General features: G+C 39.0%; 18 protein-coding genes. 11 read left to right on the forward strand and 7 right to left on the reverse strand.

The features are described 5' to 3' along the window. The first annotated feature begins 14 nt into the window (after positions 1-14). The 8 genes from AC07M3_RS18445 (at position 15) to AC07M3_RS18480 (ending at position 7512) form a co-directional block, all read left to right on the forward strand. Positions 15-611: a phosphatase PAP2 family protein gene (locus AC07M3_RS18445; protein WP_494568005.1), complete on the forward strand. Its 597-nt coding sequence runs from the start codon at positions 15-17 to the stop codon at positions 609-611. Between the two features lie 317 nt (positions 612-928). Further along, complete coding sequence (locus AC07M3_RS18450; RefSeq protein WP_092710939.1) at positions 929-1885, forward strand: TerC family protein; 957 nt, start codon at positions 929-931, stop codon at positions 1883-1885. A gap of 187 nt (positions 1886-2072) precedes the next feature. After that, entirely contained in the window at positions 2073-2432 is a 360-nt protein-coding gene (locus AC07M3_RS18455; RefSeq protein ID WP_035358681.1) for a hypothetical protein, read from the forward strand. A 21-nt stretch (positions 2433-2453) separates the two neighbouring features. Then, positions 2454-3614 (forward strand): glutathionylspermidine synthase family protein, encoded by a 1161-nt coding sequence (locus AC07M3_RS18460; RefSeq protein WP_494568004.1) that lies wholly within the window; start codon positions 2454-2456, stop codon positions 3612-3614. A gap of 293 nt (positions 3615-3907) precedes the next feature. After that, the gene (locus AC07M3_RS18465; RefSeq protein ID WP_494568003.1) at positions 3908-4963 is read left to right on the forward strand and encodes a Rieske 2Fe-2S domain-containing protein; all 1056 of its coding nucleotides are present in this window, start codon (positions 3908-3910) and stop codon (positions 4961-4963) included. A 56-nt stretch (positions 4964-5019) separates the two neighbouring features. Beyond that, positions 5020-6342, forward strand: coding sequence for a guanine deaminase (gene guaD / locus AC07M3_RS18470; RefSeq protein WP_494568002.1), 1323 nt, complete (start codon positions 5020-5022; stop codon positions 6340-6342). A 217-nt stretch (positions 6343-6559) separates the two neighbouring features. Continuing rightward, positions 6560-7087 (forward strand): hypoxanthine phosphoribosyltransferase, encoded by a 528-nt coding sequence (gene hpt, locus AC07M3_RS18475; RefSeq protein ID WP_003656020.1) that lies wholly within the window; start codon positions 6560-6562, stop codon positions 7085-7087. Between the two features lie 173 nt (positions 7088-7260). After that, complete coding sequence (locus AC07M3_RS18480; protein WP_016139726.1) at positions 7261-7512, forward strand: GlsB/YeaQ/YmgE family stress response membrane protein; 252 nt, start codon at positions 7261-7263, stop codon at positions 7510-7512. A 50-nt stretch (positions 7513-7562) separates the two neighbouring features. On the opposite strand, the gene AC07M3_RS18485 is transcribed toward AC07M3_RS18480, so the two are convergent. Both AC07M3_RS18485 and dmeF read right to left on the reverse strand, forming a co-directional pair. Then, a complete protein-coding gene (locus AC07M3_RS18485; RefSeq protein ID WP_494568001.1) occupies positions 7563-8261 on the reverse strand; it encodes a DsbC family protein in 699 nt (232 codons plus the stop codon). Positions 8262-8354: 93 nt separating this feature from the next. Then, positions 8355-9335 (reverse strand): CDF family Co(II)/Ni(II) efflux transporter DmeF, encoded by a 981-nt coding sequence (gene dmeF / locus AC07M3_RS18490; protein ID WP_494568000.1) that lies wholly within the window; start codon positions 9333-9335, stop codon positions 8355-8357. A 42-nt stretch (positions 9336-9377) separates the two neighbouring features. Here dmeF and AC07M3_RS18495 point away from each other — a divergent pair, with 42 nt between their 5' ends. Beyond that, the gene (locus AC07M3_RS18495) at positions 9378-9641 is read left to right on the forward strand and encodes a metal/formaldehyde-sensitive transcriptional repressor (RefSeq protein WP_003656024.1); all 264 of its coding nucleotides are present in this window, start codon (positions 9378-9380) and stop codon (positions 9639-9641) included. 48 nt (positions 9642-9689) lie between these two features. Here AC07M3_RS18495 and mnmE read toward each other — a convergent pair whose 3' ends face one another. From mnmE to rpmH, 5 genes are all read right to left on the reverse strand, one after another. Then, positions 9690-11045 (reverse strand): tRNA uridine-5-carboxymethylaminomethyl(34) synthesis GTPase MnmE, encoded by a 1356-nt coding sequence (gene mnmE, locus AC07M3_RS18500; protein WP_494567999.1) that lies wholly within the window; start codon positions 11043-11045, stop codon positions 9690-9692. A gap of 90 nt (positions 11046-11135) precedes the next feature. Continuing rightward, positions 11136-12896, reverse strand: coding sequence for a membrane protein insertase YidC (gene yidC, locus AC07M3_RS18505; protein WP_005037757.1), 1761 nt, complete (start codon positions 12894-12896; stop codon positions 11136-11138). Between the two features lie 5 nt (positions 12897-12901). Further along, entirely contained in the window at positions 12902-13222 is a 321-nt protein-coding gene (yidD, locus tag AC07M3_RS18510) for a membrane protein insertion efficiency factor YidD (RefSeq protein ID WP_151745251.1), read from the reverse strand. Between the two features lie 10 nt (positions 13223-13232). Further along, positions 13233-13625, reverse strand: a complete 393-nt coding sequence (rnpA, locus tag AC07M3_RS18515; RefSeq protein WP_004640245.1) for a ribonuclease P protein component — start codon at positions 13623-13625, stop codon at positions 13233-13235. A gap of 30 nt (positions 13626-13655) precedes the next feature. After that, the gene (gene rpmH, locus AC07M3_RS18520) at positions 13656-13790 is read right to left on the reverse strand and encodes a 50S ribosomal protein L34 (RefSeq protein WP_000831329.1); all 135 of its coding nucleotides are present in this window, start codon (positions 13788-13790) and stop codon (positions 13656-13658) included. Positions 13791-14472: 682 nt separating this feature from the next. Here rpmH and dnaA point away from each other — a divergent pair. Further along, positions 14473-15879 (forward strand): chromosomal replication initiator protein DnaA, encoded by a 1407-nt coding sequence (gene dnaA / locus AC07M3_RS18525; protein ID WP_494567998.1) that lies wholly within the window; start codon positions 14473-14475, stop codon positions 15877-15879. 97 nt (positions 15880-15976) lie between these two features. Beyond that, positions 15977-17125: a DNA polymerase III subunit beta gene (gene dnaN / locus AC07M3_RS18530; RefSeq protein ID WP_005045339.1), complete on the forward strand. Its 1149-nt coding sequence runs from the start codon at positions 15977-15979 to the stop codon at positions 17123-17125. The last annotated feature ends 12 nt before the right edge of the window (positions 17126-17137 follow it).

Consider the following 17137-nt stretch of genomic DNA (forward strand, 5'->3'; position numbering starts at 1 on the left):
CATTTGGAATATGAATGTCTTTAGAAACACTCAACCTTAGCTTATTCCATGTTATTAATGGGGCTCAGGATGCGAGTCAATTTATCATTCGTCTTGCTATCTTTTTTGCTAATGATCTCCTCTATATTCTTTTATTCATCCTTACATTTTTATGGTTCTATGGCGACCAAGATTTAAAAAATAGGGTTGCTAAATCTGTCTTTTTGACCTGCGTGTCGCTTTTAGTAGGTTATGTTATTTCTCTGTTTTACCATCACGCAAGACCATTTGTGATAGGTGTTGGTACTACTTTTATCGAACATGCACCAACGGCATCTTTTCCAAGTAATCATATGCTGATTTTTAGCACCATCGCTCTGTCTTATTTATTTGCTCAGCGCAAACTGATTGGAATAATTCTTCTATCCTTGTCATTTGTCGTGGCATGGTCGCGTATTTATCTTGGTGTGCATTTCCCTTTAGATATGTTTGGCGCTTTTATTGTAGCGCTATTGGTCAATACAGCCGGATATTACTTCTGGAATGCCTACGGCACGCGCTTAACCGCATTCTTTATTCACCTTTACCAGATCATATGTAAACCGCTTTTAGATCGAGGTTTAATTAAATAACCTCTAGAGCCCTTTTAGTGTTAAAACCACGAAATTAAGTTCAGTTGCGTAATTCTAAAAAATCTGCCATTCTATGCGTAGTTGGATATGTTTTATCCAAAACAGAATTTAGTTTGACAAGGGGAGTAGCCTCCTCCAAACATAGCAGCAATGTTATGTGTCAGATATCGTCAATACACTTTTATTAAAAAGTCGGTATCTGAGCATCATGAAATTCATGATGTAGGCAAGACCTTGATCATGTTGGTACAGATGTTTAATTCATCTGGCAACGGGTCAAGGTTTTTTTATGCCCAATTGCCGGATGTGGAGGTTTTATGGAATCGATCGGCAATTTATGGCTATACATAGCATTCTTTGGCATTGTCATTGTAATGCTCCTGATTGACTTTTTAGGCTTTAAGCAAAAGCAAGGTCAGGATGTTTCAATTAAGCAAGCTGCTTACTGGAGCGTAGCGTGGGTGAGTGTCGCAGCGTTATTTGGTGGTGGTTTATGGCTGTATCTACAGCAAACTGCTGGTGTGACATTAGCAAATCAAAAAACCATGGAATACTTTGCTGGTTACTTGCTTGAAAAGTCGCTCGCAATTGATAACGTTTTTGTCTGGTTAATGATTTTCGCAGCGTTTGCTATTCCTGCTGCATTACAACGTAAAATCCTGCTCTACGGCGTATTAGGCGCAATCGTACTACGTACTCTCTTTATCTTTATTGGTGCATGGTTCGTTCAAGAATTCTCTTGGGTGCTTTATATCTTTGGTGCGTTCTTGGTATACACAGGCTTTAAGTTCTTAAAAGGTCAAGAAGAAGAAACCAATATTGAAGATATCAAAGTTTTAAAATGGCTACGTAAGCACATGCGTATTACTCCGCAGCTTGAAGGTGACAAATTCTTTGTCCGTCAAAATGGTTTATTGTGGGCAACGCCGTTATTTCTAGTTTTGATTTTGGTTGAAGCTTCAGACGTGATTTTCGCGGTAGATTCTATTCCTGCTATTTTCGCGGTAACGAGCGATCCGTTTATTGTTTTAACGGCGAACTTAATGGCAATTTTAGGTTTACGCGCAATGTTCTTCTTGCTTGCTGGCGCTGCGACCAAATTGCATTACTTGCCATACGGCTTAGGCATCATTTTATTGTTCATTGGTGCAAAAATGTTGTTGCTTGATGTATTCCACATGCCAATCTGGATCTCGTTAAGCTTTATCGTATTGGTGTTAGCAATTACTGCTTATCTATCCTTACGACACAACAAAAAGCAGTTACAGTCTTAATTCATCAAAACAAGGCATCTACAAGCGAGATGCCTTGTGCTTTAAATTTTAAAAATAAGCTGTACTTTAAAAAAACAGATTAATATTATATGCCAACTTAAACTTTATCTTTCCTAATCAGAAACATAATAGACAATATCTATTCGACATTGTATGTCGAACATACTTATTAAAATGTGTGGGGCTCATGCGTTCTAAAAAAATTAATCTTGTCGTGGTGCCTTTATTGCTCACGGCATGTAGCCATAATGATGGTCCTTTAGTACAAGATGTATATAACAACCAATATGACTGTGCTCGCGACTGGAATACTGAAACTTGTGAAGAAGAAAATAGCTCAAGTGGACATAGTTCTGGTTCAGGCCATTATTTAGGACCTGCGTATTATCGAAATAACCGCGAAGTTTCTTTTCGCGGCAATACCTTACATCCTTATAGCAATTTAAGTGCTGGCCGCCCTATCATTTCAAGCACAGCGAAAAGTTCGTCTTTCTCATCGCCGATTCGAGGTGGTTTTGGCCGTAGCGGTTTTTCTTTCGGCGGCTAAGTCTTCAGGCACTCACTCAAGATGAAAAGAAAAATATTTACTCCACGCCCAGACTGGCAAGTGGAACATCAAAATATTGGTTTTGATTATTTTAATTTACCTTCTCTCGACGGCTCAATTTACTGGTCTGAAGGGATTGCTTACGAGTTTACCCTTAAGCAGATTGAACAACTTGAAGACGCAGCAAATGAACTGCATCAAATGTGTTTATCTGTTGTAGGAGAACTCATTCAACGGGGTGACTATCCTACTTATTTTCAAATTCCCGAAGTAGCCTTAAGCCATATTGAAAGCTCATGGAAACAAAATGCACCAATGCTCTATGGTCGCTTTGATTTCGCCTACGATGGGCGAAATATCAAAATGCTGGAATACAACGCCGATACACCTACCGGCTTACTAGAAGCATCTGTAGCGCAGTGGCTGTGGATAGAACAAGTCTCAGGCATTGCGAACCGAGACCAATTCAATAGCATTCATGAAGACCTGATTAAACGCTGGAAGACGATTTTACCGCGCGGTAGTCATGTACATTTTGCTGCCTGTCAGGAAGCGGGACGAGAAGATTGGGGCAATTTAGAGTATTTGATGGATACGGCTTACCAAGCTCATCTACAAGTTTCCGAGCTTTCTATGGAAAACATAGGTTGGAACGGACAAAATTTTGTTGATCTTAATAATCGCCCCATTCAAAACCTGTTCAAGCTCTATCCATGGGAATGGATCTGGGAAGAATCATTTTCTCAATATATTCATCCACAAACCCAGTGGATTGAACCTTGTTGGAAAATGCTACTTTCAAATAAAGCAATTCTGGTTGAGCTTTGGAAAAGTTATCCCAACCATCCTTTATTGGTCGAAACCCATACTTATGACCCACAGCGAACATTGGCTGGCAAATGGGTGAAAAAACCGATTTTGGCAAGGGAAGGGGCTAATATTCGGGTTTTACAAGATGGCCACGACCAAGGCGCAGCTTCTGGTAGTTTCTATTTTGATGACTATGACAAATATGGTTATGTCGTACAAAAATGGGTAGATACCCCATTATTTTCAGGACAACTGCCTACACTCGGATTATGGATGGTCGGTCATCAATGCGCAGGTATGTCCATTCGTGAAGATTGTTACGACATTATCGGTAATGATGCTCACTTTGCAGCACATTATTTTGTCGAGTAATTAACCCCATTAAACATATGTAAAAGAGCTCTTAAATAGAGCTTTTTTAATGTGCCTCATTTGTTCACATAGAGTGCATTTTAGGTTCATCTTGAAAAACCAATTCCAGTTTCTAAAGATAAATTAGAACAAATATTCAAAAATATAATCATTCAACCTTATGTATTTTAAAATTTTATTCACTTTTCTTTGATTAAAAATCTAGATTGGCAAGCTCTTTGCATCTCCTAAAAAGAAAAAAGCCTAGATTTTAAGGGCTCGTGAGAGCCCTAATTTTTTTAAGGAGTAATGCCATGAATGCTATCCCAACTTTAACGCCACTTGCTATGCCATGTAACAGCAGTTTTGAAGCAAAAGATTGGGAAATTTTATCTACTCACTGGTATCCGGTTGCTCGTATTCAAGACGTCTCTACTGCACCCCAGCGAGTGACACTATTAGACGTGAATATGGCACTGTATAAAACAGAAAGTGGTGAAATTCATCTGGTCCGAGATATTTGCCCCCATCGTGGTGTGCCTTTAACCAAAGGATGGGTAGACGGTGAGGAAATTGTTTGTCCTTATCATGGTCTACGCTATAACACCGAAGGGAAATGTACCCAAATACCAGCTCAACCCGAACTAACCAAAATTTCTGATCGTTTTTCTCTGACCAAATTTCCGGTTGTTCAACGTTATGGCCTCATTTGGACTAGTATTCATGGTCATGATGTTGCTCAAGCCAATATTCCTGTATTAGATACTTGGGACCAGACAGAGCATCAAGCGATTTTGCCACCTTTTGTCGATATTGGCGGCTCTAGCGGACGTCAACTTGAAGGTTTTATCGATGTCGCTCATTTTGCATGGGTACATCACAATGCCTTTGCTAATCGCGATAATCCTGTCGTACCCAAATATCACACTGAACGTACCAACTACGGCTTAAAAACGGTCTATATCAGTAATGTTAGTAACTATCCACATGAATTAAAATATCTCGAACCAGAAGGCTTTTTATGGAAGCGCACCTTTGATGTCTATCCGCCTTTTTCAGCCGTGCTTACGGTCGATTTTCCAGAAGGCGGTGTTTTAAAAATCTTGAACGCCTGTTGTCCTATCTCAAGTAATAAAACTCGTTTATTTGTTCCATTAACACGTAACTTTGATCAAACAGGTGATTTAGAAAACGTATATGCATTTAATGCCCAAATTTTTACTGAAGACCAAGACATAGTCGAATCACAAAAGCCTGAAGATCTGCCACTAGATTTAATGATGGAAGCTCATTTTGAAGCCGACCGTTCATCAACAACTTATCGTCGGATCTTGACTGAATGGGGACTAAGTAAACGTTATACCGTTTAAATCTTGGTTAACTGGGGTACAATCAACCGAAAAAAGTGAAAATATAAAGGCTTTCCATGTCATTGATCGCAAATACCACCGTTGTGCGTGGTCGTTTTTTAGATATTCAGCAAACTGTCTCTGAGCCAACTGATATTCCAAATCAAGTACGTTATTTGGAAGATGGTGTATTGATTAGTGAACATGGAAAAATCAAATGGTTTGGTTCATGGGATGAAGCTCAACAGCATCTTCCTGCTGGGGTTGAAGTTCAACATTACCCAGAACAATTGATTGTACCCGGCTTTATTGATACTCATATCCACTTCCCGCAAACAGAAATGGTTGGAGCATACGGCGAACAACTTTTAAGTTGGCTTAATACTTATACCTTTCCAACTGAAATCCAGTTTCAGGACAAAGCATATGCAAGTGAAATTGCCCAGTTTTTTGTTCAGGAACTCTTAAAGCACGGTACAACCACCGCTCTCGTTTTCTGTACAGTTCACCCTGAGTCTGTTGATGCTTTATTTGAAGCCGCAGAACACGTTCAGATGCGTTTAATTGCTGGTAAGGTACTCATGGACCGTCATGCACCTGAAGCGCTGTGTGACACACCAGAAACGGCTTACAGCGACACAAAAGCACTCATTGAAAAATGGCATGGCAAGGGTCGTGCTCTGTATGCGATTACACCACGTTTTGCGCCAACCTCTACACCTGAGCAATTAGAAAGAGCAGGGCAGTTAAAGCAAGAATTTCCTGATGTTTATGTACATACGCATTTAAGTGAAAACAAAGATGAAATTGCTTGGGTGAAATCTTTATTCCCAGAACAAACAGGTTACTTAGATGTTTATCAACATTATGGCCTGACTGGTAAACGTTCTGTGTTTGCTCACTGTGTTCACCTCGAAGACGAAGAATGGCAATGTATGCATGATACGCAATCAGCTATCGCATTTTGTCCAACTTCAAACCTGTTCTTAGGTAGTGGTTTATTTCCATTGAAAAAAACGTGGGAAAAACAAGTGAAGGTAGGCTTGGGTACAGATATTGGCGCAGGTACATCATTTAGTTTGCTGCAAACAGTTAACGAGGCTTATAAGGTTCAGCAATTACAAGGCGATAAACTTTCAGCTTTTGAAGCGCTCTATCATGCAACTTTAGGGGGAGCAAAAGCACTTGATCTGCAAGATCAACTAGGAAACTTCAACATCGGTAAAGAAGCAGATTTTGTTGTCTTGAACCTTAAGCCAACAGCATTACAGCAACTTCGCCAGTCGAAATCTAAGTCTGTTGAAGATTCACTGTTTGCATTATTCACGTTAGGTGATGACCGAAATATTGAGGCGACTTATATTTATGGAAAACGTGCTTATCAAAAAGAAACAGCCTAAACAAAATCGTGCTGTTAAGTTTTTGTTATTATTTGGAATATGCGCACTAGCATTAAAGCGTGATCGACATATTGCTCAAAATGATAAAATTTCTGGCTTATCAAAGGGTGCATGAAAAGTCATTTTGCTTTAAAATTTTACCATTAACTCAGATTTTAGAGGTGTTGCAGGTCAACACCTTTTTTATTTTTTCTTTTATATCTTGTAGGAATCTGACATGACTGTTGCAATGAGCATCATGATTTCAACCGAAGAAATTCAAGCAAAAGTCAAAGAGCTCGGCGAGCAAATTAACGCTCACTATGCAAATAGTGACAAAGAGTTGGTCCTGATTGGACTACTGCGTGGTTCTGTTATTTTCATGGCAGACTTATGCCGCACGATTACCAAACCGCATGAACTCGACTTTATGACAGTGTCTAGCTACGGCGGCGGTACAACTTCAAGTCGAGATGTTAAAATCTTAAAAGATCTTGATGGTGAAATTCGCGGTAAAGATGTGTTGGTAGTTGAAGATATTATCGACTCTGGTAATACCTTAAGCAAAGTTATGGAAATGCTGCAAACTCGAAATCCAAATTCAATTCAATTGTGCACATTGGTGAGTAAACCATCTCGCCGTGAAATTGATCTTGAAGTTAAATTTTTAGGTTTTGAAGTTGAAGATAAGTTTATTGTTGGTTACGGCTTAGACTACGACCAAAAATATCGCCACTTACCATTTATTGGTGAAATTGGTTTATAAATTTCAAAAAAATAGCACTGAAAGGTGCTATTTTTTTATATAACGTTTTAGTTTTGAACAAAAAAGACACAAAAATTCGCAATCTGCTACAGACAAACTAGCAGGCTCTGAAGCACGATAGAATATGAAGCAAAATCATTAACTTCACCAAAAAAACAACTGGAGAACAAAATATGTGGTCACTTATTGTTGCTATTGTAGTTGGTTTCTTTGCTGGTTTAATCGCTCGTGCTTTACATCCTGGCGATGATAAAGCAGGTTTTATCGTAACAACCCTCATCGGTATTGCAGGTTCGCTTCTAGCGACCTATGGCGGACGATTACTGGGGCTTTACGGAGAAAATTCAGCGGCGGGCTTTATCGCATCTGTTATTGGCGCAGTGGTTATTCTCTTTATTTACAATTTAATTGCACGAAAAAGTTAATTAGTTTTAGGCAATAAAAAAGCACCTAATAGTGCTTTTTTTAATTTATTTTATAAACCTAACTCTTTCCAAACGGCTTGAATTTCTTCTGCAGAACGAGCACCTACCAGTTTAAAACCATTTGCAAAAATTAGGGTAGGGGTACCATTAAAGCCTAATTTTCTCCCAAGTTCTAAGTTACGGTCAATTGGATTAGCACAACTCACAACGGTTGGTTTAACGCCTTGCTGAATCAGTTTTTTCCATGAATAAGATTGATTGGGCGCACACCAAACTTGTCTAGAAACCACAATAGACTGAGGTTTTAAAGGATAAATAAACGTATAAATTGTCACATCTTTCAGCTTGTCCAGTTCAGGTTCAAGCTGTTTACAATAAGGACAGTTTGGATCAGAAAATACTGCTAAAACATGCTGTCCATTACCTTTAACTGTTTTAATCGCATCTTTTAAAGGAAGCTGTTTCCAGTCAATTGAGTTCTGTCCTAGAACTAGATCTTTAGTCAAATTCTTCTGATCCTTTAACCGAATCATAGAACCAACAAACATATGCTGACCATCTTCACCCACATAGATGATTTGTTGATCCAGATTAGCGCTATATAACCCAGGCATTTCAGTTTTCTGAATATTGCTAATTTTTAAATTAGGATATTGTTTTTTAATATTTTCTCTGACCGAGTCCACATTAGCGAAACTCAAACTCGCCGTTAAGCTAAATAATGCCAATATTCCTAATTTTTTAAGCATAAAACCAACTCATAGGTAAGAGAAGTTTATTCTAATCAGTTCAGATGATTAAAACAGAACTGATTACCGAGTTATAACCAAACTCCCACTCAGTTACGCCAATGTTTCACGTGGAACATAAGCAGGTTTTAAATCGTTAATTTCTACCGAAATATGGACGATTTCATCATGAACCGATAAAGCATGACGAATCTGGTCTGCTGTTAAGGAAATATCATCAGTTTCGAGCGCCAAAATACAAGAAAACTTGCCTTTTGCGACTTTCCAGACATGAATATCTGTAATTTCGATGTGTTTAGGAAATTCAGCAATCACTTCACGAATTTCTTCAACCACAGGATGATCCATTTCTGCATCCAGAAGGGTTTTTCCTGTCTCTTTGATTAACCCAAGAGACCATTTTGCAACCAAAATAGCACCTAAAATTCCTAGAAGTGCATCTAAAAAGTCCCAGCCAAAATATTTACCCGCACAAAGCGCAATAATTGCAAAAACGGAGGTCACAGCATCTGCAACTACATGTAAAAATGCAGCTTTTTGGTTTAAATCGTGGTGATGGTGATGGTGATGGTGATGGTGATGGTGATGGTGATGGTGATGGTGATGGTGACCATCATGGAGTAACCACGCACAAATCAAGTTAATTACTAAACCTAAAATTGCAATCGGAATGGCTTCATTATAAAAAATCTCAATCGGATTAAATAAACGCTGAACCGACTGAAATGCCATAAAAATAGCTACAACCATAAGCAAAATTGCGCTGCTATAACCCGCTAAAATCTCGATTTTCCAGGTTCCAAAGCTAAAACGGTGATCTTTGGAATAATGACGGGCCGCACGATAGGCAAAGTAGGCTAAACCGAGTGCCAACATGTGCGAACTCATATGCCAACCATCAGCTAATAATGCCATTGAGTTAAAGAACCACCCACCAAATACTTCTAACACCATCATGGATGCCGTTAAAATGGTTCCAATCAAAATACGTTTTTGTGCAAGTGGATTTCCTTCATCAAACTGATGTTGATGATGACGTGATACACTATGATCCTGCATAAAATTTAAACCCAATATACTCCCTACCAGTATATTGAATTATACAAGAGAACACAGATGAGTCACATTGGTCAGGATAAAAAAATACTTAATCGTGTAAAACGACTAAAAGGACAAATTAACAGTATCGAGCATGCCGTTGAACAGTCGGATCTTTCATGCATAGAAATACTACAACAAGTTGCCGCAATTAAAGGTGCGATAAACGGTTTGATGAGTGAATTGATGGAGCAGCATTTACATCACCATGTGCTCAAAGAAGCACAAGTTGATCAGAATGAATTAGATGAGTTTTTAAAGGTTCTAAAAAGATACGGTTAACGAAGTGACTGAATGACACAGCCCTGTGCATCATTCAGAATTTTTTAATTATTTTCCAATACAAAATGAACCAAAAATTTTGCCTAACAGGTCATCGGCGCTAAAGTCACCGGTAATTTCACCTAAAGCATTCTGAGCAAGACGTAATGATTCAGCAACGAGTTCACCTGCATTAAATACAACAAGTTGCTCATGTGCCTCTGATAGATAGAGCTGTGTGCGCTTCATTGCGTCTAAATGACGCGTTCTCGCAATAAAGGTGTCTTCCTCAGGATGAAAGCCTGCATGCGCTGTAATCGCATCTACGAGGCCTTGAACACCCATCTCTTGTTTTGCAGAAACGGTAATATGACGGAATCCTTGAAAATCACTTATTTCAGCTAACTGACCAGTTAAATCGCATTTATTACCAATTAACATTAAACGACGCGGTTCAATATGTTCAGCAAAATATTCTTGGGCGAGTTTTAATGGATCATCGCCTTGATTTAAGTCATAAACCAGCAATAACAAATCAGCTTGTTCAATTTCTTTGATTGCTCTGCGAATCCCTTCTTTTTCAACGATATCACCCGTTTCACGAAGGCCCGCAGTGTCTGTTAAGGTAATTGGTAGACCATTTAAACTAATTTTTTCATGCAAAACATCGCGGGTTGTACCAGCAATGTCCGTCACAATAGCTCGCTCAACGCCAGCAAGCGCATTCAACAAGCTCGATTTACCCGCATTCGGCTTGCCGGCAATAACGACTTGTAAACCTTCACGTAATAATTGACCTTGACGTGCAGATGTTTGAACGGCATGTACCGACTGCTGAACATCTTCAAGTAAAGCTAAAATTTTACCATCTGCCAAGAAATCGATTTCTTCTTCAGGAAAATCAATTGCGGCTTCCACATGTAACCGTAAATGGATTAGTTTTTCTAAAACGGTATTAATTTTGGTCGAAAAAGCGCCTTGCAAAGAGCGAACAGCAGAACGTGCGGCAGCTTGCGATGTCGCATCAATCAAATCGGCAATGGCTTCTGCTTGAACTAAATCCATCTTGCCATTTTCAAAAGCTCGCATGGAAAATTCACCAGCTTTTGCAGCGATTGCACCAAGCTCAAATAGACGACCAAGCAAGGCATTTTGAATGACTGGACCGCCATGCCCTTGTAGCTCTACAACATCTTCACCTGTAAACGAATAAGGATTTGGAAAACATAGGACAATCCCTTCATCCATAATGCTTCCATCAGCATCATAAAACTTACGAAAACCAGCTATACGTGCTTCAGGCAAGTTTTTTTGTGTCAGGTTTTGAGCAATTTCATAAGCCTTAGGTCCCGATAGGCGAATCACGCCCACACCACCACGCCCGGGTGGCGTTGCAATTGCGGCAATCGTGGTTTGACTTTGCATATTATTCACCTAAAAACCTAAAATCCAGCCAAAGAAAAATCCGCCTAAGATTACCATCTTAAGCGGATTTATTCAGCAAAAGTTCAACGATTAAGATGCTGATTCAGTCTTACTTAAACGACTTTTCTCAACGCTCTTATTAATAAACGACTGCTGTAAAATAGTAATACTGTTGTTCACAATCCAGTACAACACGAGACCTGCAGGGAAGAACAGCATAAATACCGTGAACATAATCGGCATAATGCGGAACACTTTTGCCTGCATTGGGTCAGCTGGTTGTGGGTTCAACATTTGCTGTGCAAACATGGTAGCACCCATGATTAACGGCAAGATGAACCAAGGATCCATTGCTGACAAGTCTTGAATCCAGCCTAACCATGGTGCATGACGTAATTCCACACTTTCCATGAGTACCCAGTACAAGGCAAGGAAAATTGGCATTTGTAGCAACAATGGTAAACAACCTGAAAGCGGATTCACTTGTTCACGTTTGTATAAAGCCATCATTTCTTGCGAGAAGCGCATACGGTCTTCACCGAACTCTTCTTTCATGCGTTGCATTTCTGGTGCAATCACACGCATTTTCGCCATAGAACGATAACTTTTTGAAGATAAAGGCCACAAAATCATCTTCACCATAACGGTAAGTAAGATGATTGACCATCCCCAGTTGCCCACAATGCTATGGAAGAATTGAAGACCTAAGAACAATAACTTGGCAATCGGCCATAACCAGCCATAATCAACAGTCTGATTCAAACCAACCGCTAAATCTTTTAATTCAGCTTGAACTTTAGGACCTGAATAAAGTTTTGCGTCCACTTCCATTGAAGTGCCTGCTGGAACATTAATCACTGGTGAGGTAAAACCAATGATATTCATATGATCAGCAGATTGACGAGATTCAAGTTTAGCTACATAAGGCTGACCATTCGCTTGAGTCAGTTTAAGATTCCCAGGAATCCAAGCACTTACAAAATAATGCTGAACAATCGCAACCCATCCACCTTTCGCTTCAGTGCTTACTTTTTCTTCTGAGAAATTAGCAAACTTCAGCTTATTGTAATGTGACTCAGGCGTCCCCCAAGCTCCACCTAAGAAAGTTCCTAGAGTGAAAATACCTTGAGAAGATTTACCAGGATCGTCAGAGTTATCACGCTTTAATTGTCCAAACATCTGACCTTGCCAGCTTTGTTGGCTACGGTTAATAACTTGATGTCTTACAACAATTGGATATTGCCCTTGGGTAAAGGTAAAAGTTTTAATAATTTCAACGCCTTCCGGTGTTTTAAATACCATTGGAACGTTTAAAACTTTTTCAGATTGACCCTTTTGATCCTGCACACCCTTAGCATCAGCCAAAGTATATGATGTTTTTTCAACAGCATATAATGGACGACCACCACGACTACTATCTGGTCCATTCAAACCAATTAAGCCAGATTGAGCAACATAAGTACGCTTGGAATCATTTTCAAGCATAACAAATGGCTGATCGCTGTCTTTGCTTTTGTCGTGTGAGAGTAATTCAATACGAACAATATCACCACCTTTTGGATTGATCCAAATATGGTAAAGGTCAGTTTGTACTGAAATAAGCTGTTGATTCACAGGTGCAGTTGCATCTGTGGTTTGTGACTGCGCAATATTTGCTTGTGGCACATCGGAAGCCACTGTTGCATTTTTAGCATTTGGCAAATCAGCAGATACTTCATGTGAACTTACAGCCGCCGCTTGTTTTTGCGGTGCAGTTGCAGCATTTCCATAATCTTTTTGCCAAGCCAAAATGAGCAAATATGCGGTGACAAACATGGCCCCGAGAATTGCAAACCTGGCCCATTGTTGCATATCTATTACCCCAAATGGTTAGAGAGATTTTGCTTCAGTAAACGATCACGAAAGGGTACAGCAACATGATGCGTTTGAGAATCTATTTGATGAAACGAAATAAAACGAATTGCTTTTGGCGGTACCGGATCATATCCAGATCCTCCCCACGGATGACAACGACAAATCCGTTTGGAAGATAACCAAACGCCTCTTATCGCACCATGAGTTTGCAATGCTTCTATCGCATATTGGGAACAAGTCGGGATATAACGACAACGGGGTCCAAGAAGCGGACTAATCGCAATTTGATACAGTCGAATCAACCAACGTAGAAAACGAACCATTGGCTATCTCTTAATTCTGCGAGGTTGTGCCAACTTTAGAATGTTTTTTTGCTAAGCGCTGTAATTTTTGCCAAGCAAAATCTAATTGTTGATATAGCTCAGCATTCGTAATCGTTTCTATACCAACTTTTGGCATTACCACAATATCTATGTCTGATCCAAAATTCGGCTGATGTAGACGAAAGCTCTCACGAGCAAGACGTTTTATTCGATTTCTTTCATGTGCACGGCGCACTTTTTTCTTAGCAACAACAATACCCAAACGGCTATTAGGCTGTTCGGTTAATTTTGCAAGAAATAAAAAATGGGGTTGATGCACTTTAAAAAGCGCACCATCGAATACACTTTTATAATCTGCAGCACAGCGTATTCGCACATCTGTGCTAAAATTGTAAAGTGTCATCACACCCAAGTCTGGTCAGCGTAACAGTAATTAAACAGTTAAGCTATGACGACCTTTTGCACGACGACGAGCTAATACTTGACGACCAGCTTTAGTTGCCATACGAGCGCGGAAGCCATGAACGCGTTTACGCTTTAATTCAGATGGCTGGAAAGTACGTTTCATATCGAAACTCCCAAAAATGATCTTTCTATAAAGGTCCGCGATTTTATTGCGCAATGTTTACGCTGTCAATGAAAAACCAAGAAAGTTTTGTATTTAACCCAAATTTTTAATCTCTCTACTTCTTTTTTATGATTTTCATAATTCAGTGCAATATATAGTTTTTAAAGTTATACACAAAGTAATTGTCTATTTTTATTAGAGCTTTTATTATATACACACCTTATATACATACTTATCAACAAAACAAGATATCATCTTGGCTTTGATTTGCTGCATTTGAATTTAAATTCATATTTTGTAGTTATCCACAAAAGATCACACCCCTATTAAATAAATTCAAATTTTAAAATTTATATTTATTCTTATTAGGAGCTATTTTTTCTGTGGATTTCGCACTTTTAAATTTAAAAAACATGTATTTGGGTTGTTGATAACTCTGTTTCTATTATATTTATGGATTGTGGATAAGTTTATGTGATAATTTATCCACAGGTTGTACAAAAAGTTATACACAAGTGGTTTTGAATTTAAATTTATTCACAAGAGATTTCTTTTTAGGCAAAATCAGTCGAATTCGTCATGACAGATGTGGATAACTTGGTTAGAATGGCGACCCCTTCTTATCAGGAAGGGTTAATCTTTAGATTATTTGAATTTAAAAATGCAGAAATAGGGGATACACATGCTTTGGACAGACTGCTTAACTCGCTTGCGACAAGAGCTCTCTGATAACGTCTTTGCGATGTGGATTCGCCCATTAGTTGCTGAAGAAGTAGAAGGAATACTACGTCTCTATGCTCCTAACCCTTATTGGACGCGTTACATTCAAGAGAACCATTTAGAATTAATTTCTATATTGGCTGAGCAGTTGTCAGAAGGGCGTGTCCGTCAGGTTGAGATTTTAGTTGATTCTCGTCCTGGGAGTATTTTGTCATCTGCTGAACAACCAGCAACCACTACGGCTGCTTTGCAATCTGCGCCACCACAAAGTATTAAAGTAAAAAAAGAGCCCGAGTCTGTTTCTAGTCCTCATACCAATAGTGTGGTCAACCCTAAAACAGCGAAGAAGAAGCTACTCAATCCTCAGTTTACTTTTTCTTTATTTGTTGAAGGCCGTTCAAACCAGATGGCTGCTGAAACATGTAGAAAAGTATTAACTCAATTAGGTGCTTCACAGCATAACCCTTTGTTTTTATATGGTCCCACAGGGCTAGGTAAGACTCACTTAATGCAGGCAGTTGGCAATGCTTTACTACAAGCCAAACCTAACGCCCGTGTGATGTATATGACTTCTGAGAGTTTTGTTCAGGATTTTGTGAGTTCTTTACAAAAAGGCAAAGTAGAAGAGTTTAAGAAAAACTGCCGTTCTTTAGATTTATTATTGGTCGATGATATTCATCTCTTAGCAGGTAAAGAGGCGAGTCTGGTTGAATTCTTCTATACATTTAATGCTTTACTTGATGAATCTAAACAAATTATTTTAACTTCAGACCGTTATCCAAAAGAGTTAACAGAGTTAGATCCGCGTTTGGTTTCCCGTTTTTCTTGGGGACTTTCAGTAGGTGTTGAACCACCAGATATTGAAACTCGTATCGAAATTTTATTAAAGAAAGCGGAAAATAGCGGCGTTGATTTACCTCGAAATTGTGCATTATTTATTGCACAACAAGTTGTTGCTAACGTGCGTGAACTTGAAGGGGCACTTAATAAAGTCGTTGCAATTTCCCGTTTTAAAGGTGCACCAATCGATCTTGATGTGGTTCGTGAGTCTTTAAAAGATGTGTTGGCGATCCGTGCACGAACAATTAGTGTAGAAAATATCCAGCGTGTGGTTAGTGAATATTTCCGTATCCCATTAAAAGAATTAGTAGGGCCGAAACGTACACGAATTTATGCTCGACCACGTCAGTTGGCAATGGGACTTGCTCGTGAGTTGACCGGTGATAGTTTTCCAGAAATTGGAATGGCTTTCAGTGGACGCGATCACAGTACAGTGATGCATGCTTGTGAAAAAGTAGCCAGTCTGCGTGGAGAAGATCCAATTTTTGACGAAGATTATAAAAATCTACTGCGTCTACTTCAGAGTTAATGAAATAATAAGACCTTGTTGCAAAGTCTACGCAAGTGCAGCATAGTACACAGCTAAAAAATGAAATATTTGCTCCAAGTTGCTAGAGGAATGAATCGTGCGTTTGAAAATCGCTAAAGAAAGTTTACTCAATGTTTTATCGCATGTTGTCGGTGCGGTAGAACGTCGTCATACATTGAATATTCTTTCAAACGTCAAAATTCAGACTAATGCTCAGGCGCTCACCATTACTGGTTCTGATCTAGAAGTCGAGCTGGTTGCGAGCACTGTTTTATCAGAAGGGGCATGCCTTGAAGCAGGGGAAACCACAGTCCCTGCTCGTAAGTTAATGGAAATTTGTAAATCATTGCCTACAGCTGCATTAATTGATTTACAAATTACTGAAGATCAAAGATGTATCTTAAAGTCTGGTAATAGCCGTTTCGTATTAGGGACTTTACCTGCAGAAGATTATCCATTATTGACGACTGAAAATAGTCAGGGTACTCAAGTACAAGTAACCCAACGTGAGTTAAAGCGTTTATTTGAAAAAACTGCTTTTGCGATGGCTGTACAAGATGTACGTTTCTATTTAACAGGTACTTTATTGGAAATTGATGAAAATCAATTACGTGCAGTAACAACAGATGGTCACCGTTTAGCACTTTGTGAAATTACAGCTTCTTCTACATCAGCTCAATTGGTTCAGGCCATTGTACCTCGTAAAGCTGTTGGTGAATTACAGCGTTTACTGAGTATTGAAGATGAACAATTAACATTGTTGATTGGTCGTGAATTGTTAAATGTAACCATCAATACACCAAGTCGTGATAAAGAACAGGGCAATATTACTGTTCGTTTTACTACAAAATTGATTGATGGAAAATTCCCTGATTATCGTCGTGTAATTCCACGTGGTGGCGATAAACATGTATTAATTAGCCACGATGTATTTAAGCAATCATTACAACGTGTCGCAATTTTGAGTAATGAAAAGTTGCGTGGTGTTTTCTTGAATTTTAATCAGGATTCTTTACAGCTTCGTGCGAATAACCCTGAGCAAGATGAGGCTATTGAAGATTTAGCTATTCAATATCAAAATATACCGCTCGAAATGTCATTTAATGCGCAATATTTACTTGAAGTATTGGGTGTACTTGATGGCGATGACGTAAATATGAGTATGAGTGAGGCGAATCAGTCTGTTTTGGTTCAAGACCCGGCACATACTGATCAAACTTATGTAGTTATGCCGATGCGTGTATAGTCTGGCTATCTA

This window comes from Acinetobacter sp. GW821-FHT09D10 (genome assembly GCF_059416285.1).